The 13,715-nt window shown below is 72.5% G+C and carries 15 protein-coding genes and 1 pseudogene; 9 read left to right on the forward strand and 7 right to left on the reverse strand.

The window, feature by feature from the left end; translation table 11 throughout:
* Positions 1-49: 49 nt before the first annotated feature.
* A complete protein-coding gene (locus VQ03_RS18400) occupies positions 50-964 on the reverse strand; it encodes an outer membrane protein (RefSeq protein WP_048452347.1) in 915 nt (304 codons plus the stop codon).
* 226 nt (positions 965-1,190) lie between these two features.
* On the opposite strand from VQ03_RS18400, the gene VQ03_RS18405 reads away from it, so the two are divergent.
* From VQ03_RS18405 to VQ03_RS18410, 3 genes and pseudogenes are all read left to right on the forward strand, one after another.
* Entirely contained in the window at positions 1,191-2,627 is a 1,437-nt protein-coding gene (locus VQ03_RS18405; protein ID WP_048452348.1) for a cobyric acid synthase, read from the forward strand.
* 87 nt (positions 2,628-2,714) lie between these two features.
* Positions 2,715-2,966, forward strand: a pseudogene (locus VQ03_RS35310) (DUF1800 family protein); the annotation flags it as partial.
* Between the two features lie 100 nt (positions 2,967-3,066).
* On the forward strand, positions 3,067-3,645 hold the full coding sequence (locus VQ03_RS18410; protein WP_053078650.1) for a GNAT family N-acetyltransferase: 579 nt from the start codon (positions 3,067-3,069) through the stop codon (positions 3,643-3,645).
* On the opposite strand, the gene VQ03_RS18415 is transcribed toward VQ03_RS18410, so the two are convergent.
* The 3 genes from VQ03_RS18415 to VQ03_RS18425 form a co-directional block, all read right to left on the reverse strand.
* The gene (locus VQ03_RS18415) at positions 3,608-4,495 is read right to left on the reverse strand and encodes a PCC domain-containing protein (protein ID WP_245292126.1); all 888 of its coding nucleotides are present in this window, start codon (positions 4,493-4,495) and stop codon (positions 3,608-3,610) included. The genes VQ03_RS18410 and VQ03_RS18415 overlap by 38 nt on opposite strands.
* Positions 4,492-6,090 (reverse strand): acyl-CoA synthetase, encoded by a 1,599-nt coding sequence (locus VQ03_RS18420; RefSeq protein ID WP_048452349.1) that lies wholly within the window; start codon positions 6,088-6,090, stop codon positions 4,492-4,494. The genes VQ03_RS18415 and VQ03_RS18420 overlap by 4 nt, the downstream gene beginning before the upstream one ends.
* Positions 6,091-6,224: 134 nt before the next feature.
* Positions 6,225-6,821 (reverse strand): ribonuclease HII, encoded by a 597-nt coding sequence (locus VQ03_RS18425; RefSeq protein WP_157064161.1) that lies wholly within the window; start codon positions 6,819-6,821, stop codon positions 6,225-6,227.
* 238 nt (positions 6,822-7,059) lie between these two features.
* Between VQ03_RS18425 and VQ03_RS18430 the strand changes: the two genes are divergently transcribed.
* The 4 genes from VQ03_RS18430 (at position 7,060) to VQ03_RS18440 (ending at position 9,087) form a co-directional block, all read left to right on the forward strand.
* Complete coding sequence (locus VQ03_RS18430) at positions 7,060-7,305, forward strand: hypothetical protein (RefSeq protein ID WP_048452351.1); 246 nt, start codon at positions 7,060-7,062, stop codon at positions 7,303-7,305.
* A 158-nt stretch (positions 7,306-7,463) separates the two neighbouring features.
* Entirely contained in the window at positions 7,464-7,616 is a 153-nt protein-coding gene (locus VQ03_RS33145) for a hypothetical protein (protein WP_157064162.1), read from the forward strand.
* Between the two features lie 391 nt (positions 7,617-8,007).
* A complete protein-coding gene (locus tag VQ03_RS18435; protein WP_048452352.1) occupies positions 8,008-8,370 on the forward strand; it encodes a DUF2794 domain-containing protein in 363 nt (120 codons plus the stop codon).
* A 210-nt stretch (positions 8,371-8,580) separates the two neighbouring features.
* A complete protein-coding gene (locus VQ03_RS18440; protein WP_048452353.1) occupies positions 8,581-9,087 on the forward strand; it encodes a L,D-transpeptidase in 507 nt (168 codons plus the stop codon).
* A gap of 154 nt (positions 9,088-9,241) precedes the next feature.
* On the opposite strand, the gene VQ03_RS18445 is transcribed toward VQ03_RS18440, so the two are convergent.
* The 3 genes from VQ03_RS18445 to VQ03_RS18455 form a co-directional block, all read right to left on the reverse strand.
* Complete coding sequence (locus VQ03_RS18445) at positions 9,242-9,580, reverse strand: cupin domain-containing protein (RefSeq protein ID WP_048452354.1); 339 nt, start codon at positions 9,578-9,580, stop codon at positions 9,242-9,244.
* Between the two features lie 69 nt (positions 9,581-9,649).
* Positions 9,650-10,024, reverse strand: coding sequence for a PH domain-containing protein (locus tag VQ03_RS18450; RefSeq protein ID WP_048452355.1), 375 nt, complete (start codon positions 10,022-10,024; stop codon positions 9,650-9,652).
* Positions 10,025-10,035: 11 nt separating this feature from the next.
* Positions 10,036-10,263 (reverse strand): DUF1674 domain-containing protein, encoded by a 228-nt coding sequence (locus VQ03_RS18455; RefSeq protein WP_208605523.1) that lies wholly within the window; start codon positions 10,261-10,263, stop codon positions 10,036-10,038.
* A gap of 193 nt (positions 10,264-10,456) precedes the next feature.
* On the opposite strand from VQ03_RS18455, the gene VQ03_RS18460 reads away from it, so the two are divergent.
* Together VQ03_RS18460 and VQ03_RS18465 are read left to right on the forward strand one after the other, a co-directional pair.
* Positions 10,457-11,806: an RsmB/NOP family class I SAM-dependent RNA methyltransferase gene (locus tag VQ03_RS18460; protein WP_048452356.1), complete on the forward strand. Its 1,350-nt coding sequence runs from the start codon at positions 10,457-10,459 to the stop codon at positions 11,804-11,806.
* A 185-nt stretch (positions 11,807-11,991) separates the two neighbouring features.
* On the forward strand, positions 11,992-13,704 hold the full coding sequence (locus tag VQ03_RS18465) for a heparinase II/III family protein (protein ID WP_048452357.1): 1,713 nt from the start codon (positions 11,992-11,994) through the stop codon (positions 13,702-13,704).
* Positions 13,705-13,715: the final 11 nt, after the last annotated feature.

The raw sequence follows: 13,715 nt of genomic DNA on the forward strand, positions 1-13,715 counted from the left end.
ACGGGCGGGCCCTCGCAGGCCCGCCTTATCGGCTCAGGTGATCGTGCGATCAGAGGCCGTTGAACTTGTAGCTGAACCCGGCGCGGACCAGGTTGCCCTCGGTGTGGAAGCGCGAGGTGTAGGAGCCGCGCGGCTGGGGGCCGACGCCGCCATTCACCACCAGCGCGGTGTTGTTGACGAGCACGTTGCGGCTGCCGAGGTCGTAGTGCAGGTACTCGGCCTTGATCGTCACCGCCTGGGACTGGATGCCGAGCAGGCCGAGCAGGCTGAAGCGCGACAGGAACGAGTCGGTCGGCAGGGCGTATTCGATGCCGCCGCCATAGGCGTAGCCGGTCTCGAGGTCGTTGTAGCGGCCCGCATAGGCCAGGGCGAGCGGCGGGTTGGCGCCGGCCGTGGTGTAGAAGTTGGCGCGGTAATCGACGCCGCCATAGGCGAAGCCGCCCATGCCGTAGACGAAGACGCGGTCGAAGGCGTAACCGACGCGACCGACGACGGTGCCGAGCCAGGACAGCTCCTGACGGAAGGCGCTCGGGTCGGAGAAGCCGTTATTCGCGGCGAGCTGCGGGCCGAGATAGAAGGTGTTCTTGTGGATGTCGGTCCAGGCCCAATCGGCCTGGAGGCCGACCACGAAGCCCGAGCCCGGCGTGAACTGGTAGTTGTAGCCGAAGCCGCCGCCGATATTGGCCAGGCCATCCTGCTCGTTGCGCACCACCGGCGGGCGACGCAGGGTCGTCACGTTGCCGATCGTGTTGGTGGGCACCAGATCGTTGCCGATCGTGTTGATGCGCTGCCGATCGGTGAAGGTGTAGTCGGTGTGCAGGCCGGCATAGAAGCCGGTCCAGGTGAAGACCGGCACCGGCGTGAAGACCGGCGGCGGGGCGACGCGGGCCGGCAGGTCGGCCGCGGAGGCCGCTCCGGCGAGGAGCGACGTCGCGGCGCCGGCGAGCATGAGCTTCTTGATCACTGGAATACGCCCCGGTTTGAGCGAAAATGTGTCCGGAGGCTAGCTTGAGCGTGGCCCGGCGCCTATGACCGCCGCGCCACACCCGGCCGGCGACCGGCATAGTGTCTGGATTTTTTCCGTGCCCTTTCGCACGGTCCGGCCCGAGGCGGCCGCCGAACCCCGAGGAACGATGCCCGCGCAGCATGATGCAAGACCTCACGGCACGGGATCCCGCTCCCGCGCCCTGATGATCCAGGGCACCGGTTCGGATGTCGGCAAGTCGCTGATCGTCGCCGGGCTCGCCCGGGCCTATGCGCGCCGCGGCCTGCGGGTGCGGCCGTTCAAGCCGCAGAACATGTCGAACAACGCCGCCGTCACGCGGGATGGCGGCGAGATCGGCCGCGCCCAGGCGCTCCAGGCCCGGGCGGCCGGCGTGCCACCCTCCGTGCACATGAACCCGGTGCTGCTGAAGCCCCAGAGCGAGACCGGCTCGCAGGTGGTGGTGCAGGGCCGGATGGTCGGCACCGCGCGGGCGCGCGAGTACCAGGAGTGGAAGCCGCGGCTCCTCTCCGCCGTCGTCGAGAGCTTCGGGCTCCTGCGCGCCGAGTCCGACCTGGTGCTGGTCGAGGGCGCGGGCTCGGCCTCGGAGGTCAACCTGCGCCGGGGCGACATCGCCAATATGGGCTTCGCCCGCGCCACCGGCACGCCGGTGGTGCTCCTCGGCGACATCGACCGCGGCGGGGTGATCGCGAGCCTCGTCGGCACCAAGGCGGTGATCGACCCGGAGGACGCCGCGATGGTGCGGGGTTTCCTCGTCAACCGGTTCCGCGGCGACCCGGTGCTGTTCGCCGACGGGATGAGCCTGATCGCCGCCCGCACCGGCTGGGAGGCGCTGGGCCTGATCCCGCATTTCCCCGAAGCCGCGCGCCTGCCGGCCGAGGACGTGCTGGGGCTCAAGGGCGCCGAGCGGCCGGGGGCCAAGGTCGTGGCGGTGCCGGTCCTGCCCCGCATCGCCAATTTCGACGACCTCGACCCCCTGCGGGCCGAGCCCGGGGTGAGCGTGGTGCTGGTCGAGCCCGGCCGGCCGATCCCGGCCGAGGCCGACCTCGTGCTGCTGCCCGGCTCCAAGACGACGATCCCCGACCTCGCCTTCCTGCGCGGGCAGGGCTGGGACATCGACATCCTGGCCCATCGCCGCCGCGGCGGGCGGGTGCTCGGCCTGTGCGGCGGCTACCAGATGCTCGGCACGACCCTGAGCGATCCGCTGGGGATCGAGGGAAAGCCCGGGACTGTGGCGGGGCTCGGGCTCCTCGACGTCGCGACGGTGCTGACCGCCGAGAAGCGGCTGGCGGCGGCCGGCGGCGTGAGCCTGCCGGACGAGACCCCGTTCACCGGCTACGAGATGCATGTCGGCGAGACCGGCGGGCCCGATTGCGGCCGGCCGCTTGTGCGCCTCGCCGATGGCCGCCCCGACGGCGCGGTCTCGGCGGACGGGCTCGTTTGCGGCACCTACGTGCACGGCCTGTTTTCCGACGAACGGCAGCGTGCCCTGTGGCTGGGCCGCCTCGGCGCCGCGCCGGGGCCGGAGGCCTACGAGGCGGTGATCGAGCGCGTGCTCGACCGCCTCGCCGACCATCTCGAGGCGCATGTCGATTGCGACCGGTTGCTCGCCCTGGCGACGTAAGTTCCGGTCTGCACGACATCACGGGAATGTCTTGAATCTGAACACTGATCGGGTCACCCCGGGGATCGCCGCGGGCGAGGGGCCGGGATGATCCTGGAGAGTCGATCATGGCTCCATTCTGTCCCGGGCGTATCCTGGGACACCTTCGGGCCTAACCTTGTGAAACCGTCATCGCCCGCTCCGCCCCCGGCCCTGGTGGCGCGCCTCGCCCGGGCCTTTCGCGATCAGGATGGTGACCTGTCGCGGCTGGCGCTGGCGCTGACCGAGGCGCCGGAGGCCTCGGACCCGGTGCAGCGCAAGATCCGCTCGCCGCAGGGATTCCTGGTCGCGGCGATGCGCAGGCTCTTCCTCGCGCCTCCTCCGTCCCGGGCGGTCCCGCCGCCCGCGGGAAGGAACGGGCCGTGTTGCCGCTGGGGAAGATATCTCTATCGTGACCGCCATGTCCGGCTTCCCCCTGCCCATCCTCGACACGTCCCGTCTCCGCCTGCGCCTCGTGGCGCCCGAGGATGCGGAGCCCACCGCCGCCCTCATGACCCCGGCGGTGAGCCGGTGGCTCGCCTCCTGGCCGTCGCCCCTCACCGTCGCGATGGCGCGGGAGCGGATCGCGGCGGCGAGGGCGCTGGCGGAGGCGGGGCAGGCATTCTCCCTTGCGGTGACCACCCGGAGCGATGATGCGCTTCTCGGCTGGATCATGCTCCACCGGGCCGGCGACGATCCGCGAACGGCCACCCTCGGCTACTGGCTCGGCGAGGCCCATCATCGCCGCGGCTACCTGCCCGAGGCGGCGCGGGCGGTCGTCCCGGCCGCCTTCGCCTGGCTCGACCTCGACCGGATCGAGGCGAGCGCCCATCCGGAGAACGCCGCCTCCTTCGCGGTGATGCGGGCCTGCGGCCTGACCTTCCGGCGCGAGGCGGTGATGCACGCCCCGGCCCGCCAGCGCGACGAGACCGTGCACGTCTACGGCATCGACCGCGACGGCCTCACCCCGGCAGGGCCTCCAGGCACAGCTCGAAGGTGATGCAGGCGGCGTTGGCACCGCGCCGCAGCACCCCCTCGTGGATGGCGCCCGCGACATCCACCACGGCGATGTCGAGATGGGCGCACGGGGACCCGTCCGGCCCCGGTGCCACTCGGCCGTCGCGGATCAGCACCTCGCTCGCATCGGTCGGGATCACCCGCCCGTCGGCGAAGGCCGGCCGCACGATGCTGCCGATGCCGCGCACCCGTGCCGCCGCGAGGCCGTGCGCCCGGGCTGCCGCCTCGATCGCGGCATGGATCTCCTCGTTCGGCTGGATCTTCAGCAGCAGGCAGCCCGGCGCCGGCGCCTGCAGGGAGGCCGGAGTGAAGAGCGAGAAGTTGGTCTCCGCATCCGGCTCGACCCGCCAGGCCGCCCCCGCCGTCCCCCAGGCCTCGGCCCGGACGGCTTGCGCGACGACCACCTCCGCCGGCAGGAGGTGGCCGGCGCGGCGGCGCCCGTCGGCCTCGATCCAGGTGCCGTGGACGTGCAGGAAGGCCGCGCCGTCGCGCTCGCCGAAGGTGGCGCTCGCCCGCTCCAGCCGCGTCTCGCCCGGCGGCCGGAAGGTCTCGCTGTAATAGGCCGCGAAGCGCGGATCGGCGGAGAGGGCCGGCATCACGTAGGCGAAGGGCGAGAAGCTCCCGCCCGAGAGGTGCACCACGCCGCCCCGCATCCCGGCCTCGGCGAGCGGCCCGGCGACGGCGTCGAGGAGCGTGCGCCCCGGCGCCAGCGCGACGACGCCGTGGATCAGGCCGCCGCCGGAGGCCAGCCAGCGCTCGGACCGCACGGGGCCCGGCTGCGCCAGGGTGGCGAAAGGGGGGGCGGCCCCGGGCCGGCTCAGGGTCGCCGTCACGCCTGCGCCCCCTGGTCGAGGAGGCCGGCCGCCTCCAGCTCTTCGCGCACCATCTTCTTGGTGATCTTGCCGTAGCCGGATTTCGGCAGCGACGCGCGCAGGATGACCCGCCGGGGCAGCTTGTAGCGGGCGACCTTGTCGAACAGGAACGCCATCACGTCCTCCTCGGTCAGCGCCATGCCCTCCCGGGGCACGCAGACCGCGATGCCGATCTCGCCCCAGGTCGGGTCCGGCACGCCGAGCACCGCCGTCTCGGCCACCGCCGGATGGGCCAGGATCTTCTCCTCGATCTCCCGCGGGTAGATGTTCGAGCCGCCCGAGATGTACATGTCGGAGGCGCGACCGGTGATGTAGAGGAATCGCTCCGCATCGAGGAAGCCGAGGTCGCCGGTGCGGAACCAGCCGTCCCGGAACGCGTCCGCGTTGGCCTTCGGGTTCTCCCAGTAGCCGGCGAAGACCGCCGGGCCGCAGACGCAGATCTCGCCGGTCTCACCCGGTCCGACCTCGCGCCCCTCCGGGTCCTGGATCTGCACCTGCATCCCGGTGCGCTCGAAGCCGCAGGTGCCGATCTTCACCGCCGGCCCGTCCTCCGCCTCGTGCAGCGCAGGGGGCAGCACCGTGATGTTGCCGGTGACCTCGCCGAGGCCGAAATACTGCACGATCACCTTGCCCAGGGCGCGCAAGGCCCGCTTCTGGTCCTCGCGGTACATCGGCGCGCCGGCATAGATGATGTAGCGCAGCGAGGAATGGTCGTTGGCGTCGACCGCCGGGTGCTCGACCATCATCTTCAGGATCGTCGGCACCGTGAACATGTTGGTGATCCGGTGGCGCGCCACCAGGCCCCAGACCTCGGCGGCGTCGAAGCGCTCGGAGGCCGGCAGCACCGAGGTCACCGCGCGGGCGACCTGGGCCACGGCATGCACCCCGGCCCCGTGCGAGAGCGGCGCCACCACCAGCGAGGCATCGGTCTCCGGGCTCGTGCCCGGCATCAGGTCGCAGAGGTGGTTGGTGATGACGAAGGCCATCTGGCCGTGGGTCAGCACCGCGGCCTTCGGCTTGCCGGTGGTGCCGGAGGTGTAGAAGAACCAGCACGGGTCGTCGTGCTCGACCGCGGCATTCGCCACGGACCGGCCGGCGCCCTCCGCCACGACATCCTCGTAGGCCTCGCCCTCGGCCGGGCCCCCGCCGATGACGATGACGCGGCTCAGGTCCGGGCAGGCCGCCCTGACCGCGGCGACATGGTCCGGGTAATCGGCGTGGCACAGGAAGGCGGTCGCGCCCGATTGCTGCGCCAGATAGGCGACGTCGTCCGGCATCAGCCGGAAGTTCGTCGGCACGAAGACCGCGCCGAGCCGGAACGCCGCGTACATGATCTCCAGGATGGCGTTGCCGTTGCGGGCATGGACCAGCAGCCGGTCGCCCTTGCGCACCCCGCGGGTGGCGAGCGCCGCGGCCAGGCCCGAGACCCGGGCGTCGAAGGCGCTCCAACTCCAGCTCCGCTCGCCCCACACGATGGCCGGGCGGTCCGGGTGACGCGCGGCGGCCTGGGTGAGGGAATGGGCGAGGTTCATCACCCGGCGCGACATCGGCCTCATCGGGCAGCCCTCCGGCTCGTCGTGATCACGTCGGTCTCCTCCCTGATGGCAGCGGCCGTTCTGCTCGTCGCGCGTCGCAGGACCTTACGACGCTCCGGGCGGGAAGCGGAAGCGCGGGGCGTGCATGCGCCGCCTCACGCGGTGCGAGACTTGAAGCTGAGCCGGTGATGCCGGGTGAGGCCCCGGGCCGTCATCGCGGCCCGGTGGGCGGCCGTGCCGTAGCCGACGTTGCGCTCCCAGGCATAGGCCGGGTGGCGTCGCGCCAGCGCCCGCATCAGCCGGTCGCGCGCCACCTTGGCGACGATCGAGGCGGCGGCGATCTGCGGCACCAGCCGGTCGCCGCCGACGAAGGCCCGGCAGGGCAGGGGCAGGCCGGGGGGCACGTCGCGCCCGTCCACCGCGACCTCGGCCGCGAGGCCGAGACGCCCGACCGCCCGACGCATCGCGTCGAGGGTGGCGGCCCGCACGTTGATCCGGTCGATCAGGTCGCGCGAGGCTCCGGCGAGCGCCACCCGCCCGGCCGCCGCGATCTGCGGCGCCAGGCGCTCGCGGGTGGCGGCGTCGAGGCGCTTGCTGTCGTCGAGGGCTTCCAGGAGGTCGCCCGGCAAGGCGGCGGGATCGAAATGGACCGCCGCCACGATCACCGGGCCGCAGAGCGCGCCGCGGCCGACCTCGTCGCAGCCGATCAGGACGGGGTAGCGGGCGGCGTGGCGGGCATCGAACGGGCGCATCGCGCAGATGTGCGGCCGTTTCGGTTTCGAAATTCCTTTCATGCAACCCTTGGGATTTGCTTCCCGGCGGCTCGGCGCGATGATCGGCTCCCATGACGGCGCGCCGACGGCGCCGGATCCGGGAAGGGGCATGCGGGAGCCTGCGCGGCGATGACGCGCTCGCGTCTGGCACGCGGTGTGCCGCTCCCGATCTCCGGCCCCGCCCGGCCCGGATTCAACCGCTGGAGGTATGCCGCCCATGAAGGTCGTCCTCGCCCTCGCCGCGCTCTCCCTCGTTCAGCCGACGCATTCCTGGTACCCCTACGAGTGCTGCTCGGACCAGGATTGCGAGCCGATCTCCGATGCCGTCGAGGTGCCGGGCGGCTACGAGACCCACGGGATCTTCGTGCCGCTGGCGAAGGTGCGGCCGAGCCAGGACGGCCGCTTCCACTGGTGCCACCGCGGGACCACGGTGCTCTGCTTCTTCGCGCCGCTCGCGGGGTAGGACCGCTCCGGGCCGGGAACCCCTCGGCTGAAGGACGTCTTGGCTGAAGGACATCTTGGCGGGCGGAAGGCTTGCTGGCACCACGAGGCGGCGGGCGCGTTCCCTTAGGGCAGTCGCCCGCAAGACCCGCAGGGCAGTCGCCCGCAAGAGGAGGATGCATGACCACGCCGCCGCGGCAGAACCCCTTCCTGGCGCTCGCCTTGCCCATCGCGCTCCTGGCCGGAGCCCTGACGATCGGGTTCTGGACGCTCGACCACATCCGGGTCGCCCGCGCCCGCGCGCTCACCGCCCAGATGTGGTCGCAGCCCTGAGCCGCCGGCTCAAAAAAGGGACCGCGCTCCGAAGAGGCGGTCCTGAAGTCTTTGGGTCTCGAAACCTCTGGAGGAGGCCCGGCCCGCCGGCATCGCGGGGGCTGGGGGGCTGGGAACCGGAGCGGCCGACGAGCCGGGCCAAGAGGTCGGTTCTTCCCTACGCGCGCATCAAGGCCGGCGCGCGGCGTGATTGTGGCGCTTTGTGGGCGGTCTGGCCCGTTTCCGGATATTTCTGATTCGCATCGTCGAGTTACTGCCGCCCTGTCGCTCCCGCGCAACCCTTGCGGGGCCGTTGGCGTGATCCCATCATGGTCGCAGGCGGGTCGTTCGCCGGCTCGTCACCTCCGCGTCCGGTCCCGGGCGCGAATCACCCCGACAAGCAGGAGACACGATGAGCGAAGGAGAGACGGCCGAAAGCTGGAGCGCCGGCGCCCACGTGGTGCCTTTCCCGCGCGCCGCACCGCAGGTGTCATTCCATCGCGACGAGCTGCGCATCATCCTGAACCTCTACGGCCGCATGGTCGCCGAGGGCGAGTGGCGGGACTACACGATCGACTTCACCCGCGAGAAAGCGGTGTTCGCCATCCACCGCCGCACCTCCGAGCGGCCGCTCTACCGCATCGAGAAGGACCCGCGCCTCGCCCGCCGCCAGGGCGCCTATGCGGTGATCGCCGAGACCGGGCGCATCCTGAAGCGCGGGCACGACCTGGCCCAGGTGCTGAGGGTTCTGGAGAAGCCGCTCCGGGTGGTGTGAGGATGCCCGAGGCCCGGTCCCGGAGGGCGAGAACGGCCGGACCCTCCCCTTGACGAGGCGGGAGGGTTCGGGGCGGCGCAAACCACCCCTTAACGCTCCCGGCTCGCATCCTGGCCTTCACCCTCCGGCAAGCATCTTTGCCAACCGGAACGACAGCTTTCCCGGCGGATTATCACGTGGCTCATAAGGTCACGCTCGAGGACCGCAGGGATGCACAAGCAGAGTGGATGGGCCGCGGCGATGGTCGTCGCGGCGGCGATGGCGGCTGGTCCGGCCGCGTCACGGGAGCTGGTCGCCTTCGACGCCGCGGCCGAGCCCGGCACGGTGGTGGTGCGCACCGCCGAGCGGCGGCTGTACTTCGTCAACGGCGACGGGACGGCGATCCGTTACCCGGTGGCCGTCGGCAAGGCCGGCAAGCAATGGACCGGCTATGCCCGCGTCGACGGAAAATACCTGCGGCCGGCCTGGTCGCCGCCCGACGAGGTGAGGCGGGACAATCCCCGCCTGCCGGACGTGATCGCCGGCGGCTCGCCGAGCAACCCGATGGGCGCGGCGGCCCTGACCCTCGATCGCGGCGAGTACGCGATCCACGGCACCAACCGCCCGGGCTCGATCGGCACCTTCGCATCCTATGGTTGCATTCGCATGTACAACCAGGACGTGGCGGACCTCTACGGTCGCGTCCAGGTCGGCGCGACGGTGGTGGTGACGCGCTGACGGTTCGTCGAACGAGGCCCGCTCGATCCGTTCGCGAATCCGACGAGCGCGGGATCCCCCTCCGGACGGTCCCGGGCTTGCCCGGGATCGCTGCGAGGTGTGGGAGAGGGAAGAGGCGTTCGAGCTTTACCGAACAGAACGCGCGGACATCGTCTCAGCCCTCGCGCCCGTGCACCTGCGCCGGCGGCGCGGTCGCCTCGATGGCGGTGAAGGTCTCGAGGATGCGATAGGTGTGCTCGGCGCCCGCCGGCACCAGCCAGGAATCGCCCGGCTCCAGCCGCACGGTCTGGCCCTCGACCACCAGCTCGGCCCGACCGGCGATGACGTAGCCGACGGTCTCGTAGTCGCGGGCGGCTTTCGGCTTGTCGTCGGTCGGAGGCTCGTCCGCCCAGAGCCGCATCGACACACGCTTGCCCGAGGCGAGGTAGCGCTGGCCACCCGGTCCCCGGGGTGACTGCCCACCGGACACTTTCTTGATCGTCGTGTCGCCCATGGTTCCCGCTCCTGTCGGAGGTCTCGCGACCCCAACGGGAGCGGAGGACGGGCGTTCCTGATCTCGAGGTCAGCGGAGCGTCGCGGCGATCGCCCGCTGGATGCCGCGGATGTCGGCCCCGCGCTTGAGCGTGCGGGTGATCGGGTCGGACCGGCCCGAGATCCAGATCGTCAGCTCCGAATCGAGGTCGAAATTGCCGGCATTCTCGATCGCGTAGGAGGTGATCGCCCGGTAGGGCACCGTGAGATAGGAGACCTTGCGCCCGGTCACGCCCTGCTTGTCGACCAGGATCATCCGCCGGTCGGTGAAGACCATCAGGTCGCGGATCACCCGGAACGCCACCTGCACGGTCTCGCCCGGGACCAGCATCCCGTCGAGTTCCTGGGCCACCGCCTCCGGCGCCACGTCGCTGCCATGGCCGAGCAGGCCGTCGAGCAAGCCCATGTCGGTCCTCCTCAGAAGTCGGTCGCCAGACCCTTCACTTCCCAATCGTCGTAGCGCACCGGCTCCAGGCCGCCGCGCCCGTTGATCTCGCGCTCGCGCCGGATCTCCTCGGCCCGGGCGTCGATCTCGGCCCGACGGGCCTCGGCCTCGGCGAGGGCACGCTGCGCGGCCGGGGACAGGGGCTTGCGGGGAACCGCCTCGCTCTCGCTCATCCGGGGAAGCGCCTCGCTCTCGCTCATGGGTCGACTCTCAAAGGTCCAAGCTCGTGCCGCGGCGCTTGCATCTCGGGCGGCCGGATGCCACCCCGGCGCAAAGGCCGGCGCGTTCCCCCGAGGTGGAGGGCGCCGGCGGCAGCGTCAAGATCAGGCCCGTGGATGGGCGAGGCTCGCGCGGGCTGTTTCGAGGCCCGCCCGCGGGCGCGGTGGAGTGAGGATGGACGGACAGCACAACGGGGTTGCGGGACCGGAGGTCGCGGGCTTGCCGGCGCGGCGTCTCGCCTGGGGGATCGTGGCGGACCTGCTCGGCAAGAACCGCGGCACGGCGCTCGATGACGTCATGGAGCCGGCGGCGCACCGGGCCGCCCTGCCGCCCCAGGATGCGGGCCTTGCCCGCGCCATCGCCACCACGACGTTCCGGCATCTCGGGGTGATCCGCCACGCCCTCGGCCAGCGCCTGGCCAGGGGCCTGCCGGAGGACCAGCCGGGGCTCGTCGCCCTGCTCGCCACCGGCGCGGCGCAGATCCTCTACCTCAATGTCCAGGATCATGCCGCCGTCGACCTGGCGGTGCGCCTAGCCAAGGCCGAGCCCGGCCTGCAGCACCTCGCCGGCCTCGCCAACGCGGTGCTGCGCCGGATCGCCCGCGAGCGCGACGCGATCCGCCAGGAGGGCGATGCCGAGCCTCTGCGCCTCAACACGCCGGATTGGCTCGCGCGGCGCTGGGTCGCGGCCTATGGCGAGGCGACCGCGCACGCCATCGCCGCCGCCAATGCCCGCGGAGCGGGGCTCGACCTCACCCTGCGCCCCGGTGCCCCGGTTCCTGAGGGCCTCGACGGGCGGCGCCTGCCGGGCGGTCTGAGCCTGCGCCTCGACGATGCCCGCACGCCCGTGCCGGACCTGCCGGGGTTCCAGGACGGCGCCTGGTGGGTGCAGGACGCCGCGGCAGCCCTGCCGGCCCATCTCCTCGGGGCGCAGCCCGGCGAGCGGGTCGCCGATCTCTGCGCGGCGCCCGGCGGCAAGACCGCCCAGCTCGCCGCCGCGGGCGCGGCGGTGCTGGCGGTCGACCGCTCGGCCCCGCGCCTGCGCCGCCTCGAGGCGAACCTGGCCCGGCTCGGCCTCTCGGCCGAGGTGCGGGCCCTCGACGCCCTTGCGCTGCCGGAGGATCAGCCCTTCGACGCGGTGCTGCTCGACGCGCCGTGCAGCGCCACCGGCACGGTGCGGCGCCACCCGGACGTCGCCTGGTCGAAGCGCGAGGGCGACCTGCCCCGCCTCACTTCCCTCCAGGCGAAGCTCCTCGACAAGGCGGCGCGGCTGGTCCGCCCGGGCGGACGCCTCGTCTACTGCACCTGCTCGCTGGAGCCGGCGGAGGGCGAGGTTCAGGCCGAGGCCTTCCTGAAGCGCCATCCGGACTTCGCCCGCCGCCCGATCGCGCCCGAGGAGGTGGGCGATGCCGCCCTCGTCACCGCGTCGGGCGACCTGCGCACCCTGCCGTCGCACTGGCCGGAGGAAGGCCGCGGCGGGCTCGACGGGTTCTACGCGGTGCGGCTGGAGCGCCGGGGCGCGTGAGGAATCTGTTCACGGGCCGGTCGAGCGGTTTGACCGGGCGATGATCCTTGACCATTCCTTGACGGGAGGGGCCGCCCGATGCCGGCCGCCCGAGCGGACTTGCCTTGGCGCGCCGACGCTCCGTCCACTCGGGCTTTCGTTGTGTCGCAGGTTTTCGTCGCGAAACCTGCGTGGCAGGAGGTGGCGTGGGTTGGGGGCCTGACCGCTGGCGATTCTACCGGCTCGTCGGGCACGAGGCGGGGCGCATCCTGCGGGGTGCCGCCGTGCGCGCGACCTCGCGGCCCTCGGCCCTGGCCCGCCTGCGCCCGACCGGCCTGGTGATCGCGCCGCAGGACCTGCGCACCAGCGACGCCACCATCGCGGCCGACATCTATGCCGGGCTGTTCGTGTTCGCCGGCCGGGCGCTCGCCACCGGCGGGCGCTCGCCGTTCGATTTCGCGCCCCCCTCGGAGCAATGGGGCGAGGAGCTCTACGGCTTCGGCTGGCTGCGCCACCTGCGCGCCGCCGAGAGCGCGCTGTCGCGCGCGAATGCCCGCGCCTTCGTGCAGGACTTCATGGCCGGCCGCGGCGACCAGGTCCTGGCGCAGCGCCCCGCCGTGACGGCCCGGCGGCTGATCTCGCTGCTCTGCCAGTCGCCCCTGGTGCTGGAGGGGGCTGACCACGCCTTCTACCAGGCCTTCCTGAAGCTGATCGGGCGCTGCACCCGCACCCTCGACCGGGCCCTGCGCCGGGGCGTCATGCCCCGGGACCGCCTCGTCGCCGCGGTGGCGCTCGCCTATGCGGGCCTGTGCTGCGAGGGGTTCGAGCCGGTCCTGCGGCGGGGCACGCGGCTCCTTCAGCGCGAGCTGACCCGCCAGATCCTGCCGGATGGCGGCCATCGCAGCCGCGATCCGGGCTTCGCCAAGGACCTGCTCCTCGATCTCCTGCCTCTGCGGCAGAGCTTCCTGAGCCGCGACATCGCCCCGCCGGAGGCGCTGCTCAACGCCATCGACCGGATGCTGCCGCTCCTGCGCCTCCTGCGCCACGGCGACGCCTCGCTGGGCCACCACAACGGCATGGGGGCGACCGCCGCCGACCAGCTCGCGACCCTGCTGGTCTATGACGGCGCCCTGGCCAAGCCCCTGATGCACGCGCCGCATTCCGGCTACGCCCGCCTCGAGGGCGGGGGCGGCACCCTGATGGTGGCCGATATCGGCCCGGCCCCGCCGCCGGCCTATTCGGCCGCGGCCGGGGCGGGCTGCCTGTCCTTCGAGCTGTCCTGCGGGCCGCAGCGGCTGGTGGTGAATTGCGGCCTGCCGGCGACCGGCGAGGAGATGCGCGAACTCGCCCGCACCACGGCCGCCCATTCCACCGCGTGCCTGGCCGATTCCTCCTCCTGCCGCTTCCTCGCCTTGTCGCAGCCGGGACTGATCCACCCGCTCTCGACCTGGCTGAAGCGCCGAATGGGCCCGATCGTCGTGCGAGGCCCCGCCGAGGTCACGGTCGAGCGCGGCACCGACGCGGCGGGCTCCGGCGTGCTCGCCGCCCGTCACGACGGCTACGCGCCGACCCTGGGCCTCCTCCACGAGCGGCGCTGGCGCCTGCACCCGGATGGCGACCTGCTGGAGGGCCATGACGGGTTCGTGCGCGATGCCAGCGGCCGGGGCGGCCAAGTCGAGGCGGCGATCCGCTTCCACCTCCACCCCACCGTGCGGGCGAGCCGGGTCGGGCGCGGCGTGCGGCTCGCCGGGGCCGGCGCGCCCTGGCTGTTCGAGGTCGACGAGATCGATCCGGTGATCGAGGAGAGCGTGTACTTCGCCGCCCTCAACGGCGCCCGCCGCACCGAGCAGATCGTGCTCCATCTCACCGTCGCGGACGGCACCCGGGTGGCGTGGCGCTTCCGCCGCCTCGTGGATTGATTCCACGCGTC

The sequence above is a fragment of the Methylobacterium tarhaniae genome (assembly GCF_001043955.1).
Taxonomy (GTDB): Bacteria; Pseudomonadota; Alphaproteobacteria; order Rhizobiales; family Beijerinckiaceae; genus Methylobacterium; species Methylobacterium tarhaniae.

Bases quoted from the DNA above. Each gene is read 5' to 3' on its own strand.
- VQ03_RS18405 (WP_048452348.1), top strand. From the start codon at position 1,191: ATGATCCAGGGCACCGGTTCGGATGTCGGCAAGTCGCTGATCGTCGCC.
- VQ03_RS18410 (WP_053078650.1), top strand. From the start codon at position 3,067: ATGTCCGGCTTCCCCCTGCCCATCCTCGACACGTCCCGTCTCCGCCTG.
- VQ03_RS18420 (WP_048452349.1), bottom strand. From the start codon at position 6,090: ATGAGGCCGATGTCGCGCCGGGTGATGAACCTCGCCCATTCCCTCACC.
- VQ03_RS18425 (WP_157064161.1), bottom strand. From the start codon at position 6,821: ATGCGCCCGTTCGATGCCCGCCACGCCGCCCGCTACCCCGTCCTGATC.
- VQ03_RS18430 (WP_048452351.1), top strand. From the start codon at position 7,060: ATGAAGGTCGTCCTCGCCCTCGCCGCGCTCTCCCTCGTTCAGCCGACG.
- VQ03_RS33145 (WP_157064162.1), top strand. From the start codon at position 7,464: ATGACCACGCCGCCGCGGCAGAACCCCTTCCTGGCGCTCGCCTTGCCC.
- VQ03_RS18435 (WP_048452352.1), top strand. From the start codon at position 8,008: ATGAGCGAAGGAGAGACGGCCGAAAGCTGGAGCGCCGGCGCCCACGTG.
- VQ03_RS18440 (WP_048452353.1), top strand. From the start codon at position 8,581: ATGCACAAGCAGAGTGGATGGGCCGCGGCGATGGTCGTCGCGGCGGCG.
- VQ03_RS18445 (WP_048452354.1), bottom strand. From the start codon at position 9,580: ATGGGCGACACGACGATCAAGAAAGTGTCCGGTGGGCAGTCACCCCGG.
- VQ03_RS18450 (WP_048452355.1), bottom strand. From the start codon at position 10,024: ATGGGCTTGCTCGACGGCCTGCTCGGCCATGGCAGCGACGTGGCGCCG.
- VQ03_RS18455 (WP_208605523.1), bottom strand. From the start codon at position 10,263: ATGAGCGAGAGCGAGGCGCTTCCCCGGATGAGCGAGAGCGAGGCGGTT.
- VQ03_RS18460 (WP_048452356.1), top strand. From the start codon at position 10,457: ATGGACGGACAGCACAACGGGGTTGCGGGACCGGAGGTCGCGGGCTTG.